General features: G+C 68.6%; 26 protein-coding genes and 2 tRNA genes. 13 read left to right on the top strand and 15 right to left on the bottom strand.

Annotated elements, in window-relative coordinates:
* The first annotated feature begins 7 nt into the window (after positions 1–7).
* From CEB94_RS20450 to CEB94_RS20425, 6 genes are all read left to right on the top strand, one after another.
* A complete protein-coding gene (locus tag CEB94_RS20450) occupies positions 8–520 on the top strand; it encodes an FHA domain-containing protein FhaB/FipA (protein WP_175433597.1) in 513 nt (170 codons plus the stop codon).
* A gap of 140 nt (positions 521–660) precedes the next feature.
* Complete coding sequence (locus CEB94_RS20445) at positions 661–2,217, top strand: Stp1/IreP family PP2C-type Ser/Thr phosphatase (RefSeq protein ID WP_175433596.1); 1,557 nt, start codon at positions 661–663, stop codon at positions 2,215–2,217.
* A gap of 22 nt (positions 2,218–2,239) precedes the next feature.
* The gene (locus CEB94_RS20440; RefSeq protein ID WP_175433595.1) at positions 2,240–3,688 is read left to right on the top strand and encodes an FtsW/RodA/SpoVE family cell cycle protein; all 1,449 of its coding nucleotides are present in this window, start codon (positions 2,240–2,242) and stop codon (positions 3,686–3,688) included.
* A complete protein-coding gene (locus CEB94_RS20435) occupies positions 3,685–5,163 on the top strand; it encodes a peptidoglycan D,D-transpeptidase FtsI family protein (protein WP_175433594.1) in 1,479 nt (492 codons plus the stop codon). Before CEB94_RS20440 ends, CEB94_RS20435 begins: the two co-directional genes overlap by 4 nt.
* A gap of 169 nt (positions 5,164–5,332) precedes the next feature.
* Positions 5,333–7,363, top strand: coding sequence for a Stk1 family PASTA domain-containing Ser/Thr kinase (gene pknB, locus CEB94_RS20430; protein ID WP_175433593.1), 2,031 nt, complete (start codon positions 5,333–5,335; stop codon positions 7,361–7,363).
* Between the two features lie 197 nt (positions 7,364–7,560).
* Positions 7,561–8,592 carry a restriction endonuclease gene (locus CEB94_RS20425; RefSeq protein WP_246111858.1) on the top strand — a complete coding sequence of 344 codons (1,032 nt, stop codon included), beginning with the start codon at positions 7,561–7,563 and terminating at the stop codon, positions 8,590–8,592.
* Between the two features lie 94 nt (positions 8,593–8,686).
* Here CEB94_RS20425 and CEB94_RS20420 read toward each other — a convergent pair whose 3' ends face one another.
* From CEB94_RS20420 to CEB94_RS20395, 6 genes are read right to left on the bottom strand one after another with little or no spacing between them, the layout of a single operon-like run.
* Positions 8,687–9,436 carry a class E sortase gene (locus CEB94_RS20420; protein WP_175433591.1) on the bottom strand — a complete coding sequence of 250 codons (750 nt, stop codon included), beginning with the start codon at positions 9,434–9,436 and terminating at the stop codon, positions 8,687–8,689.
* A gap of 13 nt (positions 9,437–9,449) precedes the next feature.
* Positions 9,450–10,565, bottom strand: coding sequence for a class E sortase (locus tag CEB94_RS20415; protein WP_175433590.1), 1,116 nt, complete (start codon positions 10,563–10,565; stop codon positions 9,450–9,452).
* On the bottom strand, positions 10,562–11,200 hold the full coding sequence (locus CEB94_RS20410; protein ID WP_175433589.1) for an aminodeoxychorismate/anthranilate synthase component II: 639 nt from the start codon (positions 11,198–11,200) through the stop codon (positions 10,562–10,564). Before CEB94_RS20410 ends, CEB94_RS20415 begins: the two co-directional genes overlap by 4 nt.
* On the bottom strand, positions 11,197–11,394 hold the full coding sequence (locus CEB94_RS20405; protein WP_175430195.1) for a hypothetical protein: 198 nt from the start codon (positions 11,392–11,394) through the stop codon (positions 11,197–11,199). The genes CEB94_RS20410 and CEB94_RS20405 overlap by 4 nt, the downstream gene beginning before the upstream one ends.
* A 17-nt stretch (positions 11,395–11,411) precedes the next feature.
* Positions 11,412–12,089 (bottom strand): class E sortase, encoded by a 678-nt coding sequence (locus CEB94_RS20400; protein WP_175433588.1) that lies wholly within the window; start codon positions 12,087–12,089, stop codon positions 11,412–11,414.
* Between the two features lie 20 nt (positions 12,090–12,109).
* The gene (locus CEB94_RS20395; RefSeq protein WP_175433587.1) at positions 12,110–12,892 is read right to left on the bottom strand and encodes a DUF881 domain-containing protein; all 783 of its coding nucleotides are present in this window, start codon (positions 12,890–12,892) and stop codon (positions 12,110–12,112) included.
* A gap of 139 nt (positions 12,893–13,031) precedes the next feature.
* Between CEB94_RS20395 and crgA the strand changes: the two genes are divergently transcribed.
* Positions 13,032–13,286, top strand: a complete 255-nt coding sequence (gene crgA, locus CEB94_RS20390; RefSeq protein ID WP_030846986.1) for a cell division protein CrgA — start codon at positions 13,032–13,034, stop codon at positions 13,284–13,286.
* 254 nt (positions 13,287–13,540) lie between these two features.
* On the opposite strand, the gene CEB94_RS20385 is transcribed toward crgA, so the two are convergent.
* Together CEB94_RS20385 and CEB94_RS20380 are read right to left on the bottom strand one after the other, a co-directional pair.
* On the bottom strand, positions 13,541–14,431 hold the full coding sequence (locus CEB94_RS20385) for a rhomboid family intramembrane serine protease (protein WP_175433586.1): 891 nt from the start codon (positions 14,429–14,431) through the stop codon (positions 13,541–13,543).
* Between the two features lie 88 nt (positions 14,432–14,519).
* Complete coding sequence (locus tag CEB94_RS20380; protein WP_175433585.1) at positions 14,520–15,047, bottom strand: peptidylprolyl isomerase; 528 nt, start codon at positions 15,045–15,047, stop codon at positions 14,520–14,522.
* A gap of 338 nt (positions 15,048–15,385) precedes the next feature.
* Here CEB94_RS20380 and CEB94_RS20375 point away from each other — a divergent pair, with 338 nt between their 5' ends.
* From CEB94_RS20375 to CEB94_RS20365, 3 genes are all read left to right on the top strand, one after another.
* A complete protein-coding gene (locus CEB94_RS20375) occupies positions 15,386–16,087 on the top strand; it encodes a DUF5324 family protein (protein ID WP_175433584.1) in 702 nt (233 codons plus the stop codon).
* 218 nt (positions 16,088–16,305) lie between these two features.
* A complete protein-coding gene (locus tag CEB94_RS20370; protein WP_218945911.1) occupies positions 16,306–16,539 on the top strand; it encodes a DUF397 domain-containing protein in 234 nt (77 codons plus the stop codon).
* An 87-nt stretch (positions 16,540–16,626) separates the two neighbouring features.
* The gene (locus CEB94_RS20365; protein ID WP_175433582.1) at positions 16,627–17,517 is read left to right on the top strand and encodes a DUF5753 domain-containing protein; all 891 of its coding nucleotides are present in this window, start codon (positions 16,627–16,629) and stop codon (positions 17,515–17,517) included.
* A gap of 34 nt (positions 17,518–17,551) precedes the next feature.
* On the opposite strand, the gene CEB94_RS20360 is transcribed toward CEB94_RS20365, so the two are convergent.
* The 3 genes from CEB94_RS20360 to CEB94_RS20350 form a co-directional block, all read right to left on the bottom strand.
* Entirely contained in the window at positions 17,552–18,361 is an 810-nt protein-coding gene (locus CEB94_RS20360) for an SAM-dependent methyltransferase (RefSeq protein ID WP_175433581.1), read from the bottom strand.
* A 243-nt stretch (positions 18,362–18,604) separates the two neighbouring features.
* A complete protein-coding gene (locus CEB94_RS20355) occupies positions 18,605–18,778 on the bottom strand; it encodes a hypothetical protein (RefSeq protein WP_175433580.1) in 174 nt (57 codons plus the stop codon).
* An 843-nt stretch (positions 18,779–19,621) separates the two neighbouring features.
* A tRNA-Ala gene (locus tag CEB94_RS20350) sits at positions 19,622–19,694 on the bottom strand.
* A 181-nt stretch (positions 19,695–19,875) separates the two neighbouring features.
* Between CEB94_RS20350 and CEB94_RS20345 the strand changes: the two genes are divergently transcribed.
* Positions 19,876–20,424 (top strand): helix-turn-helix domain-containing protein, encoded by a 549-nt coding sequence (locus CEB94_RS20345; RefSeq protein WP_175433579.1) that lies wholly within the window; start codon positions 19,876–19,878, stop codon positions 20,422–20,424.
* Positions 20,425–20,662: 238 nt separating this feature from the next.
* Positions 20,663–22,123: a serine/threonine-protein kinase gene (locus CEB94_RS20340; protein ID WP_175433578.1), complete on the top strand. Its 1,461-nt coding sequence runs from the start codon at positions 20,663–20,665 to the stop codon at positions 22,121–22,123.
* A 28-nt stretch (positions 22,124–22,151) separates the two neighbouring features.
* Here the strand turns inward: CEB94_RS20340 and CEB94_RS20335 are convergent, their stop codons facing one another.
* Entirely contained in the window at positions 22,152–23,399 is a 1,248-nt protein-coding gene (locus CEB94_RS20335; protein WP_425472550.1) for a hypothetical protein, read from the bottom strand.
* Between the two features lie 237 nt (positions 23,400–23,636).
* On the bottom strand, positions 23,637–23,765 hold the full coding sequence (locus CEB94_RS20330) for a DLW-39 family protein (protein ID WP_003999697.1): 129 nt from the start codon (positions 23,763–23,765) through the stop codon (positions 23,637–23,639).
* Between the two features lie 338 nt (positions 23,766–24,103).
* On the opposite strand from CEB94_RS20330, the gene CEB94_RS20325 reads away from it, so the two are divergent.
* Positions 24,104–24,478, top strand: coding sequence for a DUF6344 domain-containing protein (locus CEB94_RS20325; RefSeq protein ID WP_175433576.1), 375 nt, complete (start codon positions 24,104–24,106; stop codon positions 24,476–24,478).
* Between the two features lie 267 nt (positions 24,479–24,745).
* Here CEB94_RS20325 and CEB94_RS20320 read toward each other — a convergent pair.
* Together CEB94_RS20320 and CEB94_RS20315 are read right to left on the bottom strand one after the other, a co-directional pair.
* Positions 24,746–24,822 (bottom strand) — tRNA-Ile (locus tag CEB94_RS20320).
* 97 nt (positions 24,823–24,919) lie between these two features.
* On the bottom strand, positions 24,920–25,726 hold the full coding sequence (locus tag CEB94_RS20315; protein ID WP_175433575.1) for a DUF3566 domain-containing protein: 807 nt from the start codon (positions 25,724–25,726) through the stop codon (positions 24,920–24,922).
* Positions 25,727–25,736: the final 10 nt, after the last annotated feature.

Here is a 25,736-nt window from a genome sequence, read left to right as displayed (position 1 = left end):
GGGGGCAATGTCAGAGCTGACCCTCACGGTCATGCGGCTGGGTTTCCTGGCCGTACTGTGGCTGTTCGTGATCGTGGCCGTGCAGGTCATCCGCAGCGACCTGTTCGGTACGCGTGTCACACAGCGCGGATCGCGCCGCGAGGCAGGCCGGCAGCAGCAGGCCGCCGGCCGCCAGGCGCCACCGCCGCAGCGCCAGCAGTCCGCCGGCGGCCGACGCGGCCGTAACGCCCCCACCAAGCTCGTCGTGACCGAGGGCACCCTCACCGGAACGACGGTCGCGCTCCAGGGCCAGACCATCACCCTGGGCCGGGCGCACGACTCGACGATCGTGCTGGACGACGACTACGCCTCCAGCCGCCATGCCAGGATCTACCCGGACCGCGACGGCCAGTGGATCGTCGAGGACCTCGGCTCCACCAACGGCACATACCTGGACCGGTCCCGGCTGACGACTCCCACACCGATTGCGCTGGGCGCGCCGATCCGCATCGGCAAGACCGTCATCGAGCTGCGGAAGTAGTGCTACATCATGGATAGGCGCGAGCGGAGCGAGCACGCAGTGGCGGGCCCCACCCCGGCCCCCCGCGCGCTCCCGACCGGAGGGTGGGCAGTGTGGCTCGACACGACCGGCTGTACCCGGAGCCGACAGGCGAGGTGCGCATGAGTCTGTCACTGCGCTTCGCGGCCGGATCGCACAAGGGCATGATCCGGGAGGGCAACGAGGACTCCGGATACGCCGGCCCGCGCCTGCTCGCCATCGCCGACGGCATGGGCGGCGCGGCGGCCGGTGAGGTCGCCTCCTCCGAGGCCATCTCCACCATCGTCGCCCTTGACGACGACGTCCCCGGCTCCGACCTCCTCACCTCGCTCGGCACGGCGGTGCAGCGCGCCAACGACCAGCTGCGCTCGATGGTCGAGGACGACCCCCAGCTGGAGGGCATGGGGACCACCCTCACCGCCCTGCTCTGGACCGGCCAGCGCCTCGGCCTGGTGCACGTCGGCGACTCGCGCGCCTACCTGCTCCGCGACGGCGTCCTCACCCAGATCACCCAGGACCACACCTGGGTGCAGCGCCTGGTCGACGAGGGCCGCATCACCGAGGAGGAGGCGACCACGCACCCGCAGCGCTCGCTGCTGATGCGCGCCCTCGGATCCGGCGACCACGTCGAGCCGGACCTGTCCATCCGCGAGGTCCGCGCCGGCGACCGCTACCTGATCTGCTCCGACGGCCTGTCCGGCGTGGTGTCCCACCAGACGCTGGAGGACACCCTCGCCAGCTACCAAGGACCCCAGGAGACCGTCCAGAACCTGATCGAGCTGGCGCTGCGCGGTGGCGGCCCGGACAACATCACGGTCATCATCGCCGACGTCCTCGACCTCGACACCGGCGACACCCTCGCGGGGCAGCTGTCCGACACCCCCGTCGTCGTCGGCGCCGTCGCCGAGAACCAGCACCAGCTGCACGACAACGGCATCATGCAGACCCCCGCCGGCCGCGCCTCCGGGCTCGGCCGCCACGGGCACCGCCAGGGCGGCGGGGGCGGCGAGTTCGGCCCGCCCGGCTCCGGCGACACCACCGGCTACATCCCGGCTGCCGGCTTCGACTACGGCGACGACGACTTCGCCAAGCCCCGCAAGAAGGGCCGCTGGCTGAAGAGATCCCTCTACGGCGTCCTCGTGCTGGCCGTCATCGGCGGCGGTCTGTACGGCGGATACCGCTGGACGCAGACGCAGTACTACGTCGGCGCCGAGGACGAGCACGTCGCGCTGTACCGCGGCATCAGCCAGGACCTGGCCTGGGTCTCGCTCTCGAAGGTCGAGAAGGACCACCCCGAGATCGAACTCAAGTACCTGCCGCCCTACCAGCAGAAGCTGGTCGAGGCGACCATCGCCGAGGGCGGACTGAAGAACGCCCAGGCGAAGATCCAGGAACTGTCGGTGCAGGCCTCCGCGTGCAAGAAGCAGGCGCAGCGGCGCGAAGCCGAGAGCCAGAACAACTCCAAGACCGGCGAAGGCGAGGCCGGGGGCACCACGGGAACCACTCCCGCCTCCTTCACGTCCAAGGCCACACCGACGCCGAACCCGTCCAGCCCGTCGGGTTCACCGTCGGCACCGGAGAAGTCCACGCCCCCGACCACGACCGCACCGACTCCCAGCCCCGGCCCCAGCCTCTCGGAGGAAGAGCAGAAGGTCGTCTCGCTGTGCGGTAAGCAGTAGCCGTGAGAGGCCCTGTCACACGATGAGCGGTACGAATACGTCGCACTCGCCGACGCACCACACGTCCACGATCGGCGCCATCGGCGCGCCGAGCCGGCGCAACACCGAGCTCGCGCTGCTGGTGTTCGCCGTAGTCATCCCGGTGTTCGCCTACGCCAACGTCGGCCTGGCCCTCAACGACTCGGTACCTCCGGGCCTGTTGAGCTACGGGCTCGGGCTCGGGCTGCTCGCGGGCGTCGGCCATCTCGTCGTCCGGAAGTTCGCGCCGTACGCCGACCCTCTGCTGCTGCCGCTGGCCACCCTGCTCAACGGGCTCGGCCTGGTCGTCATCTGGCGCCTGGACCAGTCCGAGAAGCTGAACAACTACGCCGACGCCGCACCGAGGCAGCTGCTGTACTCGGCGATGGGCGTCGCCCTGCTGGCGGTCGTGCTGATCTTCCTCAAGGACCACCGCGTCCTGCAGCGCTACACGTACATCTCCATGGCCGGTGCGCTGTTCCTGCTGGTCCTGCCGCTCGTGCCCGGACTCGGCGCGAACATCTACGGCGCCAAGATCTGGATCAAGATCCCCGGCCTAGGCACGCTGCAGCCCGGTGAGTTCGCGAAGATCGCCCTCGCTGTCTTCTTCGCCGGCTACCTCATGGTCAAGAGAGACGCCTTGGCCCTGGCCAGCCGCCGTTTCATGGGCCTGTACCTGCCGCGCGGCCGCGACCTGGGACCGATCCTCGTGGTCTGGGTCATCTCGATCCTCATCCTGGTCTTCGAGACCGACCTCGGTACGTCCCTGCTGTTCTTCGGGATGTTCATCATCATGCTGTACGTCGCCACCGAGCGGACCAGCTGGATCGTCTTCGGTCTGCTGATGTCCGCGGTCGGCGCCGTCGGCGTGGCGAGCTTCGAGCCGCACATCCAGACGCGTGTGCAGGCCTGGCTCGACCCGATGCACGAGTTCGAGCTCTCCCGCGCCGGCGTCCAGGACGGCATCGTCCACTCCGAGCAGGCCATGCAGGCGCTATGGGCCTTCGGCTCCGGCGGCACCCTCGGTACCGGCCTCGGGCAGGGCAACTCCGACCTCATCGGCTTCGCCGCCAACTCCGACTTCATCCTCGCCACCTTCGGCGAGGAGCTGGGCCTGGCGGGCGTCATGGCGATCCTGCTGCTCTACGGTCTGATCGTCGAGCGGGGCGTTCGAACCGCCCTCGCGGCCCGCGACCCGTTCGGCAAGCTGCTGGCCATCGGCCTGTCCGGCGCCTTCGCCCTCCAGGTCTTCGTCGTGGCCGGCGGTGTGATGGGCCTCATCCCGCTGACCGGTATGACGCTGCCGTTCGTGGCGTACGGCGGTTCCTCCGTGATCGCCAACTGGGCCCTGATCGGCATCCTGCTGAGAATCAGCGACACGGCCCGCCGCCCGGCCCCCGCGCCCGCCGCCAACCCCGACGCCGAGATGACCCAGGTGGTCCGCCCGTCATGAACAAGCCCCTGCGCCGGATCGCGATCTTCTGTGGCCTGCTCGTCATGGCACTACTGATCCGCGACAACTGGATCCAGTACGTCCAGGCGGACGAGCTCAGGACCGACAAGAACAACCGTCGCGTCATCATCGAGCGCTACGCCTCCCCGCGCGGCGACATCATCGTCGACGGAAAGCCGATCACCGGTTCCGCCGAGACGCCGGGCAGCGACTTCAAGTTCAAGCGCACCTACAAGGACGGTGCCATGTGGGCGCCGGTCACCGGCTACGCCTCGCAGGCCTTCGGCGCCACCCAGCTGGAGAACCTCGAGGACGGCATCCTCACCGGGAACGACGACCGGCTGTTCTTCCGCAACACCCTCGACATGCTCACGGGCAAGAAGCAGCAGGGCGGCAACGTCGTCACGACCCTGAACGCCGCCGCGCAGAAGGCCGCCTACAACGGCCTGAAGAAGCAGGGCGGCAAGGGCGCCGTCGCCGCGATCGAGCCGTCGACCGGCAAGATCCTGGCGCTCGCCTCCTACCCGTCGTACGACCCCTCGTCCTTCGCGGGCAACTCCACGACGACGGACACCAAGGCCTGGCAGAAGCTGCTGAAGAAGAACAACCCGGACGACCCGACGCTGAACCGCGCCCTGCGCGAGACCTACCCGCCGGGCTCCACCTTCAAGGTCGTCACCGCGGCCGCCGCCCTCGAGGACGGCCTGTACACGAACCCGGACGAGAAGACCGACTCGCCGGACCCGTGGACCATGGAGGGCACCAACACCAAGCTGCCCAACGAGGGCAACATCCCCTGCAAGAACGCGACGCTGCGGGTGGCCCTCCAGTACTCCTGCAACACCGTCTTCGGCAAGATCGGCGCCGACCTCGGCAACGAGAAGATGCTGGCCCAGGCGAAGGAGTTCGGCTTCACCGAGGAGCAGTTCACCCCCGTCCGCTCCACCGCCTCGGTCTTCTCCGACGGCATGAACCCGTCGCAGACGGCACTGTCGTCCATCGGCCAGTTCAACACCGCGGCCACCCCGCTGCAGATGGCCATGGTCGCCTCGGCCGTCGCCAACGACGGCAAGCTGATGAAGCCGTACATGGTCGACGAGCTCCAGTCGCCCGGCGTCGACCCGATCGAGAAGACCGATCCGGAAGAGCTGAGCCAGCCGCTGTCGGCGGAGAACGCCCAGATCCTCCAGTCGATGATGGAGACGGTCGTCGACAAGGGAACGGGCTCGAACGCCAAGATCGACGGCGTCAAGGTGGGCGGCAAGACCGGTACCGCCCAGCACGGCGTCGACAACAGCGAGAACCCCTACGCGTGGTTCATCTCCTACGCCAAGGGCGAGGACGGCAGCTCGCCGGTCGCCGTGGCGGTCGTCGTCGAGGACGACGACGCCGTCCGTGACGACATCTCCGGCGGCGGCCTCGCGGCACCGATCGCGAGGAACGTGATGGAGGCGGTCATCGACAGCAAGAGGTGACCCTGCTCACGCCTGCTTCACATCGGTGCACGTTGCGATACCGGTCCTGTATCGGCTGACGGGCTTGGCCAGGTCACACAGAGCGAGCCGGGTACGGTAGGCCCGGACGGCAGCCTCCGACCGTACAAACATGCCGGTCGGGACCGACGGAGAGGGCTGGTAGGTAGCTATGGAAGAGCCGCGTCGCCTCGGCGGCCGGTACGAACTGGGCCAGGTGCTCGGGCGTGGTGGCATGGCGGAGGTCTACCTCGCGCATGACACCCGTCTCGGCCGCACCGTGGCGGTGAAGACGCTGCGCGCGGATCTCGCGCGTGACCCTTCCTTCCAGGCCCGGTTCCGCCGGGAGGCCCAGTCGGCCGCCTCGCTCAACCATCCCGCGATCGTCGCGGTCTACGACACGGGCGAGGACTACATCGACAACGTGTCGATCCCGTACATCGTCATGGAGTACGTGGACGGCTCGACGCTGCGTGAACTGCTGCACTCCGGCCGCAAGCTGCTGCCGGAGCGGTCCATGGAGATGACCATCGGCATCCTCCAGGCCCTGGAGTACTCCCACCGCGCCGGTATCGTCCACCGCGACATCAAGCCGGCGAACGTCATGCTGACGCGCAACGGCCAGGTCAAGGTCATGGACTTCGGCATCGCCCGCGCCATGGGCGACTCCGGCATGACGATGACGCAGACCTCCGCGGTCATCGGCACCGCCCAGTACCTCTCGCCGGAGCAGGCGAAGGGCGAGCAGGTCGACGCCCGGTCCGACCTGTACTCCACCGGCTGTCTGCTCTACGAGCTGCTGACCGTCCGTCCGCCCTTCGTCGGCGACTCCCCGGTGGCCGTGGCCTACCAGCACGTCCGGGAGGAGCCGCAGTCACCGAGCGTCTTCGACCCCGAGATCACGCCCGACATGGACGCGATCGTGCTGAAGGCGCTCGTCAAGGACCCGGACTACCGCTACCAGTCGGCCGACGAGATGCGCGCCGACATCGAGGCCTGCCTCGACGGCCAGCCGGTCGCCGCCACGGCCGCGATGGGCGCGGTGGGTTACGGCGGCTACCCCGACGACCAGCCGACGACGGCCCTGCGCGCGGACTCCGGCGCGGGCGCCACGTCCATGCTGCCCCCCATGAACCCGGACGACGGCGGCTACGGCTACGACGACCGCCCCGACCGGCGCCGCGGGCAGCAGCGCAAGTCCAACACCTCCACGATCCTGCTCGTCGTCGCGGGCATCCTCGTCCTGGTCGGGGCGATCCTGATCGGCCGGTGGGCGTTCAGCGGCGACGGCGGCGCGAGCAACGACGCGCTCCCGGCACCGAACTTCGTCGGTGAGACGAAGCAGAGCGCCCAGCAGCTGGCCAAGAACTCCGACCTCGAACTGAGCTTCTCCAACAAGCCCTGCGACAACCAGGCCAAGGGCAACATCTGCACCCAGGACCCGAAGGCCGGGAAGACGGTCACCAAGGGCGACACCATCTCCCTGGTCGTGTCGACCGGGGCGCCGAAGGTGGCGGTGCCGAGCGTCGTCGGCGACAGCCTGGACGACGCCAAGGCGACACTGGAGGGCGACAAGTACCAGTTCGTGGTCGAGACGAAGTCGAAGGAGTCCTCGGAGGAGCCCGGCACCGTCCTCGAGCAGAACCCGGAATTGGGCGAGGAGGTGGAGAAGGGCTCCACGATCACCCTCACCGTCGCCAAGGCCGAAGCGAAATCCACCGTCCCGGACGTGCTCGGCCAGAGCTGTAACGCGGCCAAGCAGCAGATGCAGGCCAGCGACCTGGTCGGCAACTGCACCGAGGTGGAGACCGACGACGACAACCAGGTCGGCAAGGTCATCCAGACCACACCGCAGGCAGGCACGTCGGTCGACCCGAACTCGTCGGTGAACATCCAGATCGGCAAGAAGAAGGAACAGCAGAAGGTCAAGGTCCCGCAGGTCGTCGGCCAGACGGTCGGCCAGGCCAAGCAGATCCTCGCGCAGCAGGGCTTCACCAGCATCCAGTTCGCCAATGGCAGTGACCAGAGCGACAACGCCCTCGTCGCCGGCCAGAACCCCGGTCCCGACCAGGAGGTCGACGACCCGGCGAGCACGACGATCACGCTCCAGACCGTCGGCATCGGGAACAACAACGGCGGCAATAACGGCGGCGGAAACGGCGGCATCTTCGGCGGCCTCAACGGCAGCAACGAGGACGACTGACCCGGCCCTCGCCCCACCATCACGCCACAGAGCCCCCGGCCCCACAGAGGCCGGGGGCTCTGCCGTGCACGGCCGACGACATCCCCGCAAAAACGTGCGTCCGTCGATCGTGTCTTCATATGTCCCGACTCGTTCGCCGGGTGGGGTGGGGTGGGGAATCGGACCCCGCCCCGGCCATACGAGCCGAAGGGCAGAACGTGATCAACGAAACGGCCTTGCTGGAATCACAGACCCTGCGCGGCAGCGTGCTCGACCGCACGGACGTACTCGACAGGGTCAAAGCACTGTCGCTGCTGCCGGACGGGATGCATGTGACGACCGCAATGGTGGCGTCGTACTTCGACGTCGGTCTCGAAGCCATCAAGTCACTCATCAAGGACCACCGAACTGAGCTGGAAGCCAACGGCTACCAGCTGCTGACCGGCGAAGAACTGAGGTCCTTCAAGAACCTCAGTGGAATCCAGTCACGCACCCGCTCCCTGGCTCTCTTCTCCCGACGCGCCGTCCTCAACATCGCCATGCTGCTCCGAGACAGCGACGTCGCACGTCAGGTGCGTGTGTACCTCCTCGACATGGAATACCTGGCGCGCACACAGCCTGTGGAAAACCCTGCCCCGGCCGACACCGCCACCCTCGACGCCCGCATCGACCAGCGCATCACCCACATCCTGGGGAGGACCGTCGTCCCCATGTTCAACGCCCTGATCGAAACATCGGGCGAGCACCGGCGAGAGCTCCTCGCCCTCCGGGCGGGCGTCCAGCGCATCGAGAAGCGGCTCCGGCAGCACCACACCCGGCTCCAGCGGCTGGAAGGCCCCCGAGAGGACCGCCCCCTCGCCGGAGTCATGGCCGCCATGGACGCCATGAACGGGCGCGAGTTCGAAGAACACGTCGCCGAGCTGCTGCGCCGCGACGGCTGCACCAACGTCGTCGTGCAAGGCGGCGGAAGGGACCGGGGCATCGACATCACCGCGCTCACGGCCGACGGGCGGCGCATCGTCGTCCAGTGCAAGAGGTTCGCGCCTCACCTCTCCATCACCAGCCCCGAGGTCCAGAAGTTCATCGGAGCGGCCAAGGTCCTGCACGACTCCGACGTGGCCCTGTTCGTGGCGACATGCCCCTTCACCCGCGACGCCCAGAACATCGCAGCCGACAGCGGCATCACCGCCGTACATCGCGGGCTGGTGGAGGAATGGAGCGCCGGGGCGGCCCTGACCGTCCTGGAATAGCGACCCGACCACCACAAAGGCCCGAAGCCGCAAGAGTAGGTTGCGGCTTCGGGCCTCCGTCATGGTAGCGACCCACATCCCACGAAGAAGCCGGTCAGCGCAGCTCCTCCGGCGGCGTCCGCTCGCTGTCCACCTTCTCCACCCGCTCCAGCTCACCCCACACGATGTACCGGTACGTGCTCGTGTACAGCGGCGTGCAGGTCGTCAGCGTGATGTAGTGGCCCGGCTTCTTCCTGCCGGACTCCTTCGGGATCTGGGAGAGGACCTTGACGTTGTACTTCGAGGTCTCGGGAAGGATGTCGTAGACCTTGTAGACGTACCACTTGTCCTTCGTCTCGAAGACGATCGGGTCACCCTTCGTGATCTTGTCGATGTTGTGGAACTTCGCGCCGTGTCCGTCGCGGTGAGCGGCGAGGGAGAAGTTGCCGTCCTTGCCCGACATCGGCAGTGTCGCCTTGACGGGGTCGGTGTAGTAGCCGGCGACACCGTCGTTGAGGATCTTGTTCGACGTGCCCTTCTCGACCAGGACCTCGCCGTTCCTCATCGACGGCACGTGCAGGAAGCCGATGCCGTTCTTGGTGTCCAGCGCACCGGGGCCGCCCCGGCCGTGGGCCCAGTCCTCACGGACCTCGTCGGCCTGCTTGCCCGCCGCGCGGTCGGCGACGACGTTCGTCCACCACAGCGAGTAGACGACGAACAGGCCGAGGACCAGGCCCGCGGTGATGAGGAGTTCCCCGAAGAAGCTCACCGCCATGGCGACCGGGCCCGGCCTGCGGCGTGCCGCAGGCGGCCGCGACGCCGCGCCGGTGTGCTTCTCGTGGTCCGTGTCGGTGGTCGCTGCCACTGGTCATCTGCCCTTAACTGACGAGCGCATCCGGCTTGCCCTTGCTGCGCGGCCGTTCCTCGACCATCTTGCCCCAGACGATCATCCGGTACTTGCTGGTGAACTCCGGCGTGCACGTGGTCAGCGTGATGTAGCGGCCGGGCTTGGTGAATCCGGACCCCGTGGGCACGGGATTCAGGACGCTCGTGTTGCTCGGCGACGTCACCGGCAGGATCGAGGCCATCTTGTAGACGTAGTACTTGTCCTGCGTCTCCACGACGATCGGATCGCCCTTGGTGAGCCTGTTGATGTACCGGAACGGTTCTCCGTGGGTGTTGCGGTGGCCCGCGAGCCCGAAGTTCCCGGTCTTGTCGCCCGGCATCGCGGTCTTCAGCGCACCCTCCGCGTAGTGGCCGACCATGCCCCGGTCGAGCACGCCCTTGCTGTTGGTGCCCTCGGCGATCGGCACCACCACGTCCAGCTTCGGGATGTGCAGGAGGGCGAATCCCTGCCCCGGCTCGAACGTGCCCGGGTTGCGCTTGCCGCTCGCCCAGTCGTTCTGGAGGCTGCTGGCCTCCTGGCCGGCCTGGGCATGCGCCCGGACGTTCGTCCACCACAGCTGGTACGTGACGAACAGCAGCATCAGCACGCCGGTGGTGATGAACACCTCGCCTATGGCCCGGCTGGCGACGACCGCCGGGCCGGGCTTACGGGCCCGCGCCTGCCGCCGCGCCTCCACCCGCGACAGCGGCGCCCGTGACCGGCTCCCGGCGCCGGAGTCGGTGTGGGCGGCCGGCGGGATGTCCGACGCGCCGCCATGACGCCCGTGACGGCCCTTTGCGGCCTTCCTGCGGGCCGCGCGGCCACCTTGGGCGGGTCCGTCCTGCCGTGCGGCATAGGAAGCCCGAGAGCCCGCTGTGGAGTCGCCGGTCTCCGGCGGTGGATCCGGTATCCGCAGCGCCACCGTCTCCTCGTCGGCGGGCGGCAGAAAGGGCTCGTCCCGGACGGGTTCGTACGACGCGTGCGGATCCGGCTGCGGGGACGCACCGTACGCCCCTCCGCCCGGCCACTCCTCGAACGCACCCGGCACCCCGTACGACTGCTGCCCGTACGAGGTGTCGGACTCGCGCTCGGGGCGCAGCGCGGTCACGCCGTGGCCCTGCCCACCACCGGGGCGAGCCCGGCCGACCTCGCCACCGCACCCTGGTCGCCGCACTCCGTCAGCCAGTTGGCCAGCATCCGGTGCCCGTGCTCGGTCAGCACCGACTCCGGGTGGAACTGCACGCCCTCGACCGGCAGTTCGCGGTGCCTCAGACCCATCACGATGCCGTCGTGCGTGCGGGCCGTGACCTCCAGCTCCGCCGGGACCGTCGCCGGCTCGGCGGCCAGCGAGTGGTAACGCGTCGCCGTGAAGGGAGAGGGCAGGCCCGCGAAGACGCCACCGCCACCGTGCTCGACCAGGGAGGTCTTGCCGTGCAGCAGCTCGGGCGCCCGGTCCACCACACCGCCGTACGCCACCTGCATCGACTGCATGCCCAGGCAGACACCGAAGACCGGGACACCCGTGCCGGCACAGTGCCGGACCATGTCCACGCAGACGCCGGCCTGCTCCGGCGTGCCCGGACCCGGAGAGAGCAGGACCCCGTCGAAACCGTCCTGGGCGTGCGCCGTCGACACCTCGTCGTTGCGCAGGACCTCGCACTCGGCGCCCAGCTGGTACAGGTACTGGACCAGGTTGAAGACGAAGCTGTCGTAGTTGTCGACCACGAGAATGCGCGCACTCACTGGTTGTCCACCGTCACATCGTTGAAGGGCAGCAGCGGCTCCGCCCACGGGAAGACGTACTGGAAGAGGACGTACACCACGGCCACGACCAGGACGAGTGAGATCACTGCCCTCACCCACGTGTTCCCCGGCAGATGCCGCCAGATCCAGCCGTACATGCCGTCCCTTCCGTCGTACCACGGCACCAGACCCACGCCGTACAACCACCAGACTAACGGCGCAGCGCCTCTGGTTTCCCGGCCTCCACGGGCTGGGTGGAGTCCAGGTGCGCCCAGACGATCAGCCGATGACTGTGTCCCCATTCCGGTTCGCACGTGGTCAGCGTCAGATACCGTCCCGACCGCGTGTACCCGGATGTACGTGGGACAGGGTCGATCACCTCGATGTCCGAGGGCACTGTTTTGTAGGGGCCTTTGTCGATCCGATACGTGAACCAGGTCGTGCCGTCGGTCAGCACCACGGCGTCACCGCGCCTGAGCTCGGGGAAGTCCTTGAAGGGGTCGCCGTAGGTGCGGCGGTGGCCGGCGACCGCGAAGTTCCCCTTCTGCCCGAGCTGGGCGGTCTCGGCGTAGTGGCCGAGGCCCTTCTTCAGCGTGCCGGTGGCGGTGCCTTCGAGCACGGGCTTGTTCCACGTGAAACCAAGCCGCGGGATGTACATGATCGCGAAAGGCCTGCCCTTGGCGTAGGACGCGGGTTTCGCAGGGCCTGCGGGAGAGCCACCGGCCGGCGGACGGGGTTTCGACCACTCCTTCCGGAGCAGGTCGATCTGGTCGTCCATGACGCCGTCGGCCCGCACACCCGTCCAGAAGAGCACGTAGACGACGAACAGCACGATCACGCTGCCGGCGGTGATGCACAGTTCGCTGACGGTCCTGATGATCACGCGCACCGGCAGCTCCCCCGGTCCGGCTACTGCTCCACGGGCTTCGCGTAGTGCAGATCCACTGTGCCCGAATAGCCGGGCAGAGTCACCGGGCCGTTCTCCTCGACTTTCCATCCGAGCCCGTAGACATTGACGTAGACCATGTAGTTCTGGATCGCCGGGGACGCCGCGAGCGCCTTCTGCAGCTTGCCCGGGTCACCGACCGCCGTGATCTTGTACGGCGGTGAGTAGACGCGGCCCTGCAGGATCAGGGTGTTGCCCACGCAGCGCACCGCACTGGTGGAGATCAGCCGCTGGTCCATGACCTTGATGCCCTTGGCCCCGCCCTGCCACAGCGCGTTCACCACGGCCTGGAGGTCCTGCTGGTGGATGACCAGGTAGTCGGGCTGCGGCTCGGGGTAGCCGGGGAGCTTGGCGGTGGCGTCCGGCGGGGCGTCATTGAGCGTGACCGTGAGCGAGTCGCCCTTGAGCTTCTGCGTACCCGCGCGCTTCTCCAGGGCCGCGAGCTTGTCGTCCTCCGCCTTGGTGCTGCCGTCGTCGCGCTCGGCGAGCGCTTCTATGTCCTTGCGCAGGGCCCCGTTGGTCTCGTCCAGCTCGCCGTTCTCCCGGCTGCGCTCGTGGATGAGGTCGGACAGCTTCAGCAGAGAGCTGTCCGTGCGGATGTTGGTGCCCTTGGCCGTGTCGAAGCTGGTGAAGAAGATGAGACCCGCCAGAGCGAACACCGCCGCCGTGAGGATGCGCACAGGCCGAAAACGCCGTGCGCGCTCAGGGGTGGATCCCGTCCCGGGGGAGTCGGCAGAATTGCTCAACGTACCCTTATCTCCTTCGGCGCGGCGGAAGCACTACGCTAACGGACGCCCGGGGGAGCAATCGGAGTCCCCTTACGCTGCCCCGAGACCGACTCAGTTACCTGCGCGGCCACGCAGCGCATCGACAGGAGAGACCCTCGTGCCGAAGTCACGTATCCGCAAGAAGGCCGACTACACGCCGCCGCCTGCCAAGCAGACGACCGCCATCAAGCTGAGCAACCGCGCCTGGGTCGCGCCCGTCATGCTGGCCATGTTCCTCATCGGGCTGGCCTGGATCGTCGTCTTCTACGTCACCGACGGCTCGCTGCCCATCGACTCGCTGGGCAACTGGAACATCGTGGTGGGCTTCGGCTTCATCGCCGCCGGATTCGGTGTCTCGACCCAGTGGAAGTAGCGGTCACCGCAAGGTGAACGCAGCTCTGCCCAGGGTTGTTCGCTGAGTTATCCACAGCAGTTTTCCACATGGGGATAATGAAGACGATCTGTGGATAACTCACGGGACGTTGACGCCGGTATGACGGAAGTACTGGCACTCGAAAACATGTTCGCCCCCTGCCTGACCTGCGGGAACGCGGGTCGGTGACAGGGGGCACACATGTTCCCGCACTGTATGCACAAGATCCGGCACCCGCTGTGGACAACGCCTGCTCAGGCGAGCTGCGCCGTCCTCAACATGGTCATGAGCACGACCACTCCCAGGACCAGGGCGCAGGTGCCGTACTGGACCAGTGCCCGGCGCTCGCGCGGGGCGTGGACCATGGCGTATCCGACGACGACACCGGCGACCAGGCCACCGATGTGGGCCTGCCAGGAGATGTTGAACCCCGGGCTGAAGGTGAAGATCAGGTTGATCACCAGCAGCGCGATGATCGGCCGCATGTCGTAGTTGAGCCGGCGCATCAGTACGGCCGTCGCGCCGAAGAGCCCGAAGATCGCGCCGGAGGCACCCAGGGTCGCCGTGTTCGCAGACGCCAGGAGGTAGGCCAGCGCGCTGCCCGCGAGTCCGGAGATGAAGTAGAGCACGAGATAGCGGACGCGGCCGAGCGCCGCTTCGAGCGGACCGCCGAGCCACCACAAGCTGAGCATGTTGAACGCGATGTGCCAGATCTCCTGGTGGGTGAACATCGACGTCACCATGCGGTACCACTCGCCTCCCGCCACGCCCTGGGTGGGCGTGAAAGGCGCCGGCGGCCAGGCGCCGAGCAGCACGATGTCGTTCAACAGCGACTCGTGGACCTGGACGGCGATGAACACGGCCAGGTTGATCCCGATGAGGATCTTGGTCAGCAGCCGGGGATCGGCGGCGATGGAGCCGCCCGCGATCGTCCGGGGCATGGCGGCCGTGGGCGGATGACCCGTGCCGGAGCCGGTACGGACGCACTCGGGGCAATGGAAGCCGACGGAGGCGTTGACCATGCACTCGGGGCAGATCGGGCGCTCGCAGCGCGTGCAGCGGATGCCCGTCTCGCGGTCAGGGTGGCGGTAGCACATGGGGACGCTGTGGGCGTCCTGCGGGCTGCCCGCAGCCTGGTCGTCCATGGTCTCCCCTAGGTCGTGTGAGAAAAGCCCGCCCCGCTCATCCTTACGGATGAGCGGGGCGATTGGTTCCCTGCGGGAGCCTTCGCGCTCAGCGGGTCTCGATGACGACCGACTCGATGACCACGTCGTTCAGCGGGCGGTCGGTGCGCGGGTTCGTCTGGGCCGTGGCGATGGTGTCCACGATCTTCTGGCTGGCCCCGTCGGTGACCTCGCCGAAGATGGTGTGCTTGCGGTTCAGCCACGCCGTCGGGGAGACGGTGATGAAGAACTGCGAGCCGTTGGTGCCCGGGCCGGCGTTGGCCATCGCCAGCAGGTAGGGCTTGTCGAAGCGCAGGTCCGGGTGGAACTCGTCCTCGAACTGGTAGCCGGGGCCGCCGGTGCCGTTGCCCAGCGGGTCACCGCCCTGGATCATGAAGCCACTGATCACCCGGTGGAAGACCGTGCCGTCGTAGAGCTTGTCCGTGGACTTCTGCCCCGTCTCCGGGTGGGTCCACTCCCGCTCGCCCTGGGCGAGCTCGACGAAGTTCTTGACCGTCTTGGGCGCGTGGTTCGGCAGGAGCCGGACCTCGATGTCGCCGTGATTGGTCTTCAGGGTGGCGTAGAGCTGCTCAGCCACGATCTGCCTTCCGTTGTCTTTCTGTGACTCCCTGATCCTCGCATGGACGGGCCCACGCGTCGCCCGGCCTCGGTGCAGCGGGGGGAAACCCTCGGCGGGCGCGGGCAGAAAACCGGTCGAGTAGCCCCGGGGCGGGGGCGCTCGGCTGCGATCCGTGGCATTGTCGACGACAAGCTCCTGTTGCCCCCTATTCATCCGCTATTGCACGTGATCGGCGCTGGATGCCGGTTCCCGTGACCCGGATGCCCTCCCGCGCATGCCTGGTCGTGCGTCGGGAGGCATGATCCGTAAAAGGGTGGAAAGTCGAAATACCGTACGCCACCGAGGAGGAGGAACCCGTGACCCGCATCGACAGCGTGCGCGCCGCGACTGGTTCGGCGAAGGACAGCGTGCTGCACGCCGCGGAAGTGGTGGCGCCCTACGCCGACACGGCCAAGGACAGGGCCGCGCACTACGCACACGAGGCCCGCGTACGGCTGGCGCCCAAGGTGACGCAGGCCGCAGGTCAGGCACGTGTCCAGTACGGCGCCCATGTGCAGCCCTATCTGGAGCAGGCCCGCACCCATGTGCCGCCGAAGGTCGACCAGGCCGCCCAGGACGCCGCCGACCGCACCCGCAAGGCCGCCCGCCAGGCGGCGGAGTACTCCAGGCCGAGGATCGAGCAGGCGATGGCCGCGGCCGTGCCCGTCACGTCCGAGGCCGCGGCCCGGAGTGCGGCCGCCGTGGCCGCGCTGCGCGGCCAGGTTTCGTCCAAGGAGATCCAGAAGCTGGTCCGTAAGCACGAACGGCGGGCCAAGGCCGGCAAGGCCATGAAGACGCTGGTGCTTCTGGGCGCCCTCGCGGGCGGCGCCTTCGCCGCGTGGAAGTGGTGGGACAAGCAGGCCAATCCGGACTGGCTGGTGGAGCCGCCGGCCGCGACGGAGGTCCCCGAGTCGGGGCACCTGTCGTCCGTGGACGGCACGGGCCAGTCGGTCCTGGACCCGGAGGTCGAGGCCAAGCAGGCCGAGGAAGAGGCCGCCCGGCGCGACGACCGTTCCTGAGAGCGCCGGATCCAACAGTTCGGCGGGGCAGGAGACTTGAGGGTCTCCTGCCCCGCCGTGCTGTCACCCGGGGCCCTCCAGGTCAGGCAGGTGCTCCGGACTCGCGAGACACCCGTGTGAGGGATTTTCCAGACGGTGTGCGGCCTCTATCGTGACAGCTCATCCGTCGTGCAATTGCACGCGAAATTGCAAGCGTATGACTGTCGGAGGAGATGTACATGCAGTACAACAACGGTGTTCCCGCCGACCGGATCGAGGGCGCCCTGTGGATCAAGAGCACGGCAAGTCAAGGGGCGGGCAACTGCGTTGAAGTCGCCGGGCTCCCCGACGGGCGCGTCGCCGTCCGGAACTCACGGCACCCTTCGGGGCCTGCCCTGGTGTACACGCGGCAGGAGTTGGCAGCCTTTGTGACCGGTGCCCGGGATGGTGAGTTCGACGGACTGACCGCGTAGCCCGGCGCGGAACAACGCTTGTCCGGTCCCATCGGGTTCTCCGCTCTGCGAGACTCGGACAAGCGTTGATCTCGCAGAGGAGTGTGCGTGCGCGTGGGATCTGATGGGCCGGCGGCGTCGATGCCCTCGCGGCAGCAGTCACAGCCGGATCCCGCAGCACGCCTTCTCGGCGAGCGCCTGCGCAGACTGCGCCTCCAGCGCGGTGTGACGTTGAGTGAAGCAGCGGTGACGATCCGCGCTTCCGCCGCGAAGATCAGCCGTCTCGAGCGGGCCGCCACCCAGCCCAAGGCTCGGGACGTCCGTGATCTCGCGGCCTTCTACCGGGCCGGCCGCGAAGAGCTGGCAGAGATCGAGTATCTGCTCTCCCAGTCCTCTAACGGCGCCTGGTACACGCAGTACAGCGATGTCACGCCGGACTTCCTCAAGAGGCTGATAAGCCTCGAGCAGGGAGCTGAGCGGATCATCATGTACGAGGCTCTCGTCGTACCGGGCTTGCTGCAGACTCGTGAGTACGCACGCGCGGTGATCTCCGCCGCCCTTCCGATGGACGCCGAGAACGAGCGGCGGGTCGCTCTGCGGCTGGACAGGCAACGGATTCTGAGGCAGCCGGATCGGCCCGCGCTCACGGCCCTGCTGGACGAAGGCGTGCTTCATCGGCCTCGCGGAGGTCGGCGCGTCATGAGACGGCAGATGGAGCAACTGCTGGCCCTGGGACAGGTCCCCAAGACCAATATCCGGATCGTCGAATTCGTCAACAGCGGTGATGTCTCACCGCCGTACCCGATCACGCACCTGCGGCTGCGGGACGGCCGGCCGGCGGAAGTGGTCTATGTCGAGAGCATCGGCAGCGCCACGTACCTGACCCGGCCGGAAGAGACGGAGCGCTACAGGCTGGTGTTGAATCGCCTGATGAAACGGGCGGCTTCCCGGGAACGCACGGAGGAACTGCTGCGCGAGGCCATCGAGAGGTACCGCTGAATTTCAGATTTCGCGGGGTCGTCGGCACCTGCTTTCACAGGGCGACAACGCCGCCCCATTCCTCCCACTCGTTTCCCTGCTTCCATACTGTCGGCTGGGAGTCGGGTCGCCATTGGCTCACTTCGACCAACCCTGGTTCCACCGGCCTCCAGTCCCGCAAGAACTCCGTGACCTCGGCTTTGGAGCGTACGCGTCCCCACCGCCCCCCGGTCGCGGTCACCATCAGGTTCGTGACACCGTCCCGCACCGCTCTGTCGTCGCTGACGAGTTGGCAGACCACCATGTAACTTCCCGGGGCCAGCCGACTCGCCACGTCACGCAGAAGCGCGGCGGGATCCTTCTCGTCCGGGAGACAGTGCAGGACGGAGACGAACAGGGCCGCGGTGGGCTTGGTCGGGTCGATCAGCCGCTTGGTGTCGCTGTGTTCGAAGATGTACTCGGTCCTACGCATGTCAGCGCACAGCACCGCCGTCTGGGCGTTCTCCTCCAGCATGGTGCGGCCGTGCGCGAGAACGATGGGGTCGTCGTCCACGTAGACCACCCGTGCCTGCGGGTCCGCCTTCTGCGCGATCTGGTGCACGTTGTCCTGCGTGGGCAGGCCCGATCCGTGATCGATGAACTGCCGGATCTCGCACTCCTCGGCCAGGAAGCGGACCACCCGTCGCAGGAAGGCGCGGTTGGTCAGGGCGAGTTCCTTGCTGCTGGGAGCAATCCGCAGCAGGTGGTCGCACGCCTCCCGGTCACTCGCGTAGTTGTCGGACCCCCCGAGCAGCCAGTCGTACATGCGAGCCACACTCGGGGTCGTGACATCGATCTCACGGTCGGTCGGCGTGTAATGGCCCATACGTCCTCCCCGAAGCGGCACCCGGACAGCGTCCTGGGTGAACTGCCCATGGTAGGGGCGTACTTGGGGCAACGACAGGCCACGATCGGGCGATCGGGCCCCTGGCTTCCGGACGCACGGTCGCGCGGACGCACGGTCGCGCGGACGCACGGTCGGGCGGTCGCGCGGTCGGGCGGTCGGGCGACCGAGCGCGCACCGGAGGGCCGGCCCCGCCTCCGGCTGGAAACGAGGCCGGCCCCGCCCTCATTCGATGCGAACGCGCATGTAGCGGATGGAGGAGCGACTACGCAGGGCGACGCCCAGGACGCCGGTCGCCACACTCATGGCGGCCCAGTCGGGCTCCCGTACGCCGAGCCACGCCAGCACTCCGGCCGCCAGGAACAGACCGAGACCCAGCTCCACTCTCCAGATGGTCATCCGGCGAATTTGTGGACCGTACTGGCGCCAAATGCTAACTTCGCTATCGGCCGAGGGGGCATCGAACCAGCCTCGGCCAAACCTACCGATCACGTGAAGTGTTTCTCCTTTCATTGATCGCGCATGCCCCGGGGTGCCTTACCACCCTGGGGCATTTGCGTGTACGGAGCTGTACAGGGTCGTTTCCCTGTTGCCGTCGCCACAGTAGCGGTCCCCTGAAAGGCCCGCCACGCGTTCGGCCAATGCAACAGTGGGATTTGTTGAGCCTGCAGCAACACCCATTAAACACACCCGTCTTGACCCCTCCCACTGCGGATCGCACGTGACTTTTCCGGAAGTCAATAATGACCATCATTGATGGATCCATGTCCCTATGTGATCGATCTTTTCCGAAACGGCATCGATTGCCGCGCCTCTGGCGCAGATAGCGCTTCCAGTCAGCCTTCCCGTGCCCTGCGGCCGGATCCCTGATCCAGGCGGGCGGAGGGGGCCGGTGGAGCGTTTCATTCCGCATATCTGCACGTGCAGATGCAATAGGAGTGCAAGAAAGTGTCTCCTCTACGCACTCGGCGGAGGTCGGCCTCCCCGCCGCGAGCGGGCGGTAGGGCCAGAGGCCGGGCGGGAGCCCCCGCACACCAAGAGGAGCCGGCACGGCCGTTCCTGATGCAGCCCGGAGACACGGAGGGGGGCGGACGCCCGCCGGAATGCACCTGACAACACAACGCCCGGATCAGGTTCATCGCAGGCGCCGACGGCTCCCCAGCCCGCCCGACGCCACGGATCCGCGCACACAAAGAGCCCCTCTGACCCAGGTTTCCCCAGGTCAAAGGGGCTCTCAAAGCGTGGAGCCTAGGGGAGTCGAACCCCTGACATCTGCCATGCAAAGACAGCGCTCTACCAACTGAGCTAAGGCCCCGGAAGGGGACGTCCGACCGGAGAAACCGCGTCCCGGCGGGCGTCGGAGACCAGAGTACCGGGTCACCCCCGTGGTTCCGCAAAAAGATTGGGGGTCCCCGTCGCCGACCACTCTCCGTAAGATGCTCGGCGTGGTTCGCTACCGCGAACCGCCGTACATGGGGAAGCGATGGGGAGACGCAATGGACGCCGCACAGCAGGAAGCGACCGCAAGAGCGCGGGAACTGCAGCGGAACTGGTACGGGGAGCCGCTGGGGGCGCTCTTCCGTAGGCTCATCGACGATCTTGGTCTCAACCAGGCTCGTCTCGCGGGGGTTCTGGGACTGTCCGCACCGATGCTGTCGCAGCTGATGAGCGGTCAGCGGGCGAAGATCGGCAACCCGGCCGTGGTGCAGCGGGTGCAGCTGCTGCAGGATCTGGCCGGGCAGGTCGCGGACGGCAGCGTGAGCGCGGCCGAGGCCACCGAGCGCATGGAGGAGATCAAGAAGTCACAGGGGGGGTCGGTGCTCAGCAACACCACACAGACGACGAGCAGTTCGGGGGCGCCCACGGTCAAGCGCGTCGTGCGCGAGATCCAGTCGCTGCTGCGGTCGGTCGCGGCGGCGGGCGACATCATCGACGCCGCCGACACCCTCGCCCCGACCCATCCGGAACTGGCAGAGTTCCTCCGGGTCTACGGCGCCGGCCGCACCTCGGACGCCGTCGCGCACTACCAGTCCCACCAGAGCTGATCCCATCGCCCTGCCGCCGAAGGGGGTTCGGCAGCGGGCGTGGGTGAGGTGACGGGGGATGCGTCACGGTACGGGCGGGCACGAGGGGGCGTGTTCCGTACGGGGGACCGGTCGACGCGAGGGGGACGTATCGCTCAACGGGGGCGTCGGGGGAGCTGTTTCGCCCGTCGGGGAGTCGTAGTGCTCACCGAGGGGGAAGCAAGGGGGGAAGCCGCAGGGGGAGGAGCGACGTACAGCCATGGGTGAGGTCTTCGCCGGCCGGTACGAACTGGTCGACCCGATCGGACGTGGAGGGGTCGGCGCCGTCTGGCGGGCCTGGGATCACCGCCGCCGTCGCTACGTGGCCGCCAAGGTCCTGCTCCAGAGCGACGCGCACTCGCTGCTGCGCTTCGTCCGGGAACAGGCCCTGCGCATCGACCACCCCCACGTGCTCGCCCCCACCAGCTGGGCCGCCGACGACGACAAGGTCCTGTTCACCATGGACCTGGTCGCGGGCGGATCACTCGTCCACCTCGTCGGGGACTACGGTCCCCTCCCGCCGGCCTTCGTCTGCACCCTGCTCGACCAGTTGCTGGCGGGCCTGGCCGCGGTGCACGCGGAGGGTGTGGTGCACCGTGACGTCAAACCCGCCAACGTGCTGCTGGAGGCCACCGGTACGGCCCGGCCGCGGCTGCGGCTGTCCGACTTCGGCATCGCGATGCGGCTGGGCGAGCCCCGCCTGACGGAGACCAACCTCGTGGTGGGGACGCCCGGTTATCTCGCGCCCGAGCAGATGATGGGCGCCGAACCGGATTTCCCCGCCGATCTGTTCGCCGTGGGACTGGTCGCGCTGTATCTGCTGGAGGGCGCCAAGCCGGACAGCAAGGCGCTCATCCAGTACTTCGCCGAGCACGGGACTCCCGGCGCGCCCAAGGGCATCCCGGAGCCGCTGTGGCAGGTGGTGGCCATGTTGCTCCAACCGGATCCGGGGGCGCGGTTCCGCACGGCCACAGGGGCGCGCAAGGCACTCGCCGCCGCCGCGGAGCTCCTCCCGGACCCGGGCCCGGACGACGAGCTGATCGAGATCTTCGACCAACTCGGCCCGCTTCCCCGGGGGTTCGCCCCCGAGGGGCCGCTGGAGCGGGCGAAGGGGCTGGGGCCGCGAGAGGAGCTGTCCGACTCCTCGAAGGCGGGCGAGGAGCGGCTTCGGCAGAGTGATGACGAGGGCGAGCCGTCGGTGCCCGGCGGGCAGCACGCCGAGCCGCACCCGTACGCGGTACCGAACGACCCACGGCGGACCCCCGACCCGTCGGCCGGCCCCGCCCGGCCGCCTTCGATGTCGGACACCGGCAGCTTCCATCTGCCGCCCCCGCAGGCCACCGTCACCTCGTCCCCGGCCCCCGGGCAGCACGCGGAGGCACCGCCCCGGCAGCAGCCCGTCCTCCCTTACGACCCCACGCACCGGCTGTCGCCCGCCCAGCCACTCCCACCGGTGTACTCCGGCCCGCCCCTGCCCCCTGCGGAGCAGTACCGCACGGACGCCTCCACAGCCTCGTACACCGCCCGGACCCCGCAGACCCCGCCGATCGGCCAGACGCCGTCACGGCACCGGGCGCAACGGCCCTCCCGCCCCGGGCCGCCGGCCAAGGTGGCGGTGCCGCTGCTGCTCCTCGCGCTGGCCTGCTACGCGGCGGGCTTCTGGGCCCTGACCCAGATCTGAGGCCCTTACAAGGGGCACGGCGCCCGCCCTACGCGGCGTTCCTCCGCCGAGCCACCACGGTCCACACCCCGAGTCCCACCAGCACCGCGCTCCCGGTGCCGATGCCGCCCACGGCGAGCGCCCTCATGGCGGTGTCATCGCCCGTGGCCACGCCCTGTGCGGCCGCCTCCCGGTCCTGGTCCGAGACCTCGAAGACGCCCTTCGGCTCGGACTCCCCCGCGTACTCGGGCCCGCCCCGCGGCTCCCCGCTCACCCTGACGCGCAACGTCAGGGCGAACGGCCCGTCCCCGAAGGTGTCGGCGACGTCCTCCGCGAGATGGGCGACGAGGTAGTGGGAACCGGCGAAGCGCAGCGCGCTCACCTGCGCGGCGGCGGCGTAGCGGTTGGCGTGGTCCACCGGCGGCAGGGGAGGCAGGCTCCCGGACTTCTGGCCGCCGTCGTAGCCGACGCCCACGTCGGCGACCTGACCGCGCGCGGGGTTGTAGAGGGCCAGATGTAGCGCGTCGGACGTGTAGCCGGTGACGCCGGAGCCCGAGCTGCCGAGGTCGGCGGTCACGGAGACCTGCTGTCCCCAGTCGACCGGCACCTCGTAGAAGAGTGTCTGGCCGGGCCGGATGTCGTCCCGCCAGACCCCCTGGTCGAGAGGGGTCGCCCTGGTGAAGCCCGCGCCGCCCTTCCGGCGCTCGGACTCTCCCTGGAGCGGCTGGGGCGTGGCGGAGTTCCACACCTCGGGGGCGGTGGTCGCCCCGGCCTTCGCCGTCCGCGGTTCCGTCAGGGCGACGAGTTCCAGATCCCAGGTGTCCGGCGAGGAGCCCTCGCCCTCGGGGTCGACGCGCTCGACGGTCACGAAGTACGCACCGGCCTTCTGGCACAGCGGCCTGCCGGTCTCGCGTCTGCCCCACGCCGCGATGGGGTGGGGGCTGCGGGAGGCCCCGAAACTCGCGGTGTCGACGGAGCAGGTGTTGCCCTCGGCGTCCTGCACGGACACCTTGATCCCGTCGATGACGGAGACGGTGCTGCCGGGGGAGGGGACGGCGGTGACGGAGACGTACGCGTTCGACGCGGCGTCGAGTTCGAGGCGGTAACTGACCTTGCCGCTGCTCGGCAGGGAGCTCTTGTAGGCCCCGCCGGGCTTCAGGGCGGCGGCGTCCCCGGTGCTCCTCGCTCCCTCGACGCTCTGCGCTCCGTCGGCGAAGGCGTACGGGCCCGGCCTGCCGGAGGCCTCTCCGGCAGCGGCGGCCTGCCCCGGCACCACGGCCGCTGTCGCCCCCAGCATCACGGCCGCGGCGCCCACGCGCACGGCCACCGCCGGACGGCCGCGCCACGCCCCCGCGCGCCGCCCCCACGCCGTACGACACCGTCCCCTCACGTGCCACCCCTCACCGTCGCCGGACCACGAAGCCCTGAAGCCGTGGCCCATCCTGCCGCGCCGGCCGGGTTCACGACCGGCCCTCGGCACACAAAACCCCGACCGCGAGGCGGCCGGGGTCTGTTCGGTCTGGGTTGTCGTGACTCACGAACCCGTGGGCACGGAGTCAGTCGCCTCCGTCCACAGATCCTGCTCGGCGCGATCCGCCTGGATCTGGCGGTACACGAGGAGCCCGCCGATGGCGGCCAGTGCGACCAGGAGAAGCTTCTTCACCGCGCGACCTCGTCTTTCCTTGACGTAGGGGACCTCTGGCGCCCGACTATACACACCGACCGATACCGATCGGTGACCTGAGTCGGCCCCTCAACTCCCGTCCCGGGAACCGGGGTAGAAGCGGAGTTCACCGCTCCGATCGGAGGGTGATCACACTCCGACGGAGGGTTACTTTGATCTCCTTTCGCCGCTCTCCTCACCTTTTCTCCGCTCTTGCGCCCATCCGGGTGTTGTTCATCTGAACATCGACGCGCCACGGGCGCAGATCCACCACTTCTCGGCCCGCATACACATCATGAGGAAAGTACGCAAATCGCCCAACCCGAAAGTGAGGGGCCATGGCCCGGAACAAGGTCATGAAGGTGTGGACCGCCATCGTCACCGCCTTCCTCGCGCTGTGCACGGCGCTCGGATTCGTCACCACGACCGCCGCCGCGGCCGTACCGCAGACCGAGCAGAAGAGCAACAGCAACGGCAACGGCAACGGCGCGAGTATCCCGCAGCAGCGGACGGCGGCACCGGCGACATTCCCCCGGTCCTCACCCAGGGCCCTGCCCCCCACGATGAAGCAGCGCATCCGTGCCGAGGCCCACGGCAAGACCCCCCGCTGCCGGCACCGCTCACCCGCGGACACGGCGGCCTCCCCCGGCACCGACTGCACCGACGAGGACCCCGACGCCGAACCGGACCATCTCACGCCCCTGCGGCGCTGAACCCCGGTACAACGTCCTGGCGATCCCGCGTACAGAGCCCGGCAGCTCGAGAGAGCCGCCGGGCTTACGCATGTCCCGCTTCATCCGGCCCCCGCGCTTCATCCGGCCCCCGCGCTTGATCCGGCCCCGGCGCTTGATCCGGCCTCCGTGCGTCGGCGGCCTCCGCTCCAGGTAGGCCTGACCGGCGAGCAACGCCAGCGGAGCGATGGCTGATGTCGGCCGTAGATGCCAAAAACCCCCAACCATGACTGGCTGGGGGTTTCATGCTGGTGGGGCTAACAGGATTTGAACCTGTGGCCTCATCCTTATCAGGGATGCGCTCTAACCAACTGAGCTATAGCCCCGCCGCGCTCTGCGGTATGTCCCGCGCGCTGACTCCTGAAGATTAGCGCACGACATGGGCAGTCCCAAAATCGGTTGTCGGGACAACGTCAGAGGACGTCACTCGTCCTCGGCGAGCGTCAGCTCGACACCGCCCACGAAGCCCGCGGAAAGGTTGTAGATGAACGCGCCGAGCGTCGCGAGGGCCGTCGCCAGGACGACGTCGATGACCGCGATGACCGACGCGAACAGCAGGACGTTGGGCAGCGACAGGAAGGCCTGCAGGTCGAAGCCGTTGGACTCGTTCGAGCCGGTGGCCTCGGAGATCGTGCCGCCGACCGTCGAGAAGACGCCCATCGCGTCCATGACCATCCACAGCACGGCGGACGCGACGATCGTGCAGATGCCCAGGGCGATGGAGAGCAGGAAGCTGACCTTCATCACCGACCACGGGTCGGCCTTCGCCACCCGCAGCCGCGCCTTGCGGACGCGCGGCGTGGTGCGCGCCCCCGTGCGGGGCCGCCGTACGGCGCCGGTGTCGGTACCGGCGCCCGCACCGGTTGCCGCCTGCTGCGCCGGGTAGGCCTGCGGCGGGTGGTACGGCCCGGCCGGCTGCTGCGTCTGCCGTTCCCCGGGCAGGGGCGAGGCCGTGGCCGGCTCCTGCGCGGCCGGCTGCGGCTGCGCGCCTGAGGCGGACGGGCCCGCGCCGGTCTTGTGCTGCTTGGTCTGCGGACCTCGGGTGTCCGTCACAGTTCCCCCCTGGGATCCATGCGAGTCAGGCGAGGGCGCGTCCTTGGTCGGGGACTTGATCGCCTTCAGGTTGGTCGTGTGCGGGTCCGCCGCACGCGCGGCGGAGCCACGGCCGCCGTCGTCCGCTTCCGTACCCCTGGAGGTACCGGTCGGTCCGGCGCCCGTGGCTCCGCTCACGCTGACTCAC

Source organism: Streptomyces hawaiiensis (assembly GCF_004803895.1).
Taxonomy (GTDB): domain Bacteria; phylum Actinomycetota; class Actinomycetes; order Streptomycetales; family Streptomycetaceae; genus Streptomyces; species Streptomyces hawaiiensis.
The sequence above is the reverse complement of the archived record's forward strand: the minus strand, read 5'-3'. Positions and strand labels throughout refer to the sequence as shown.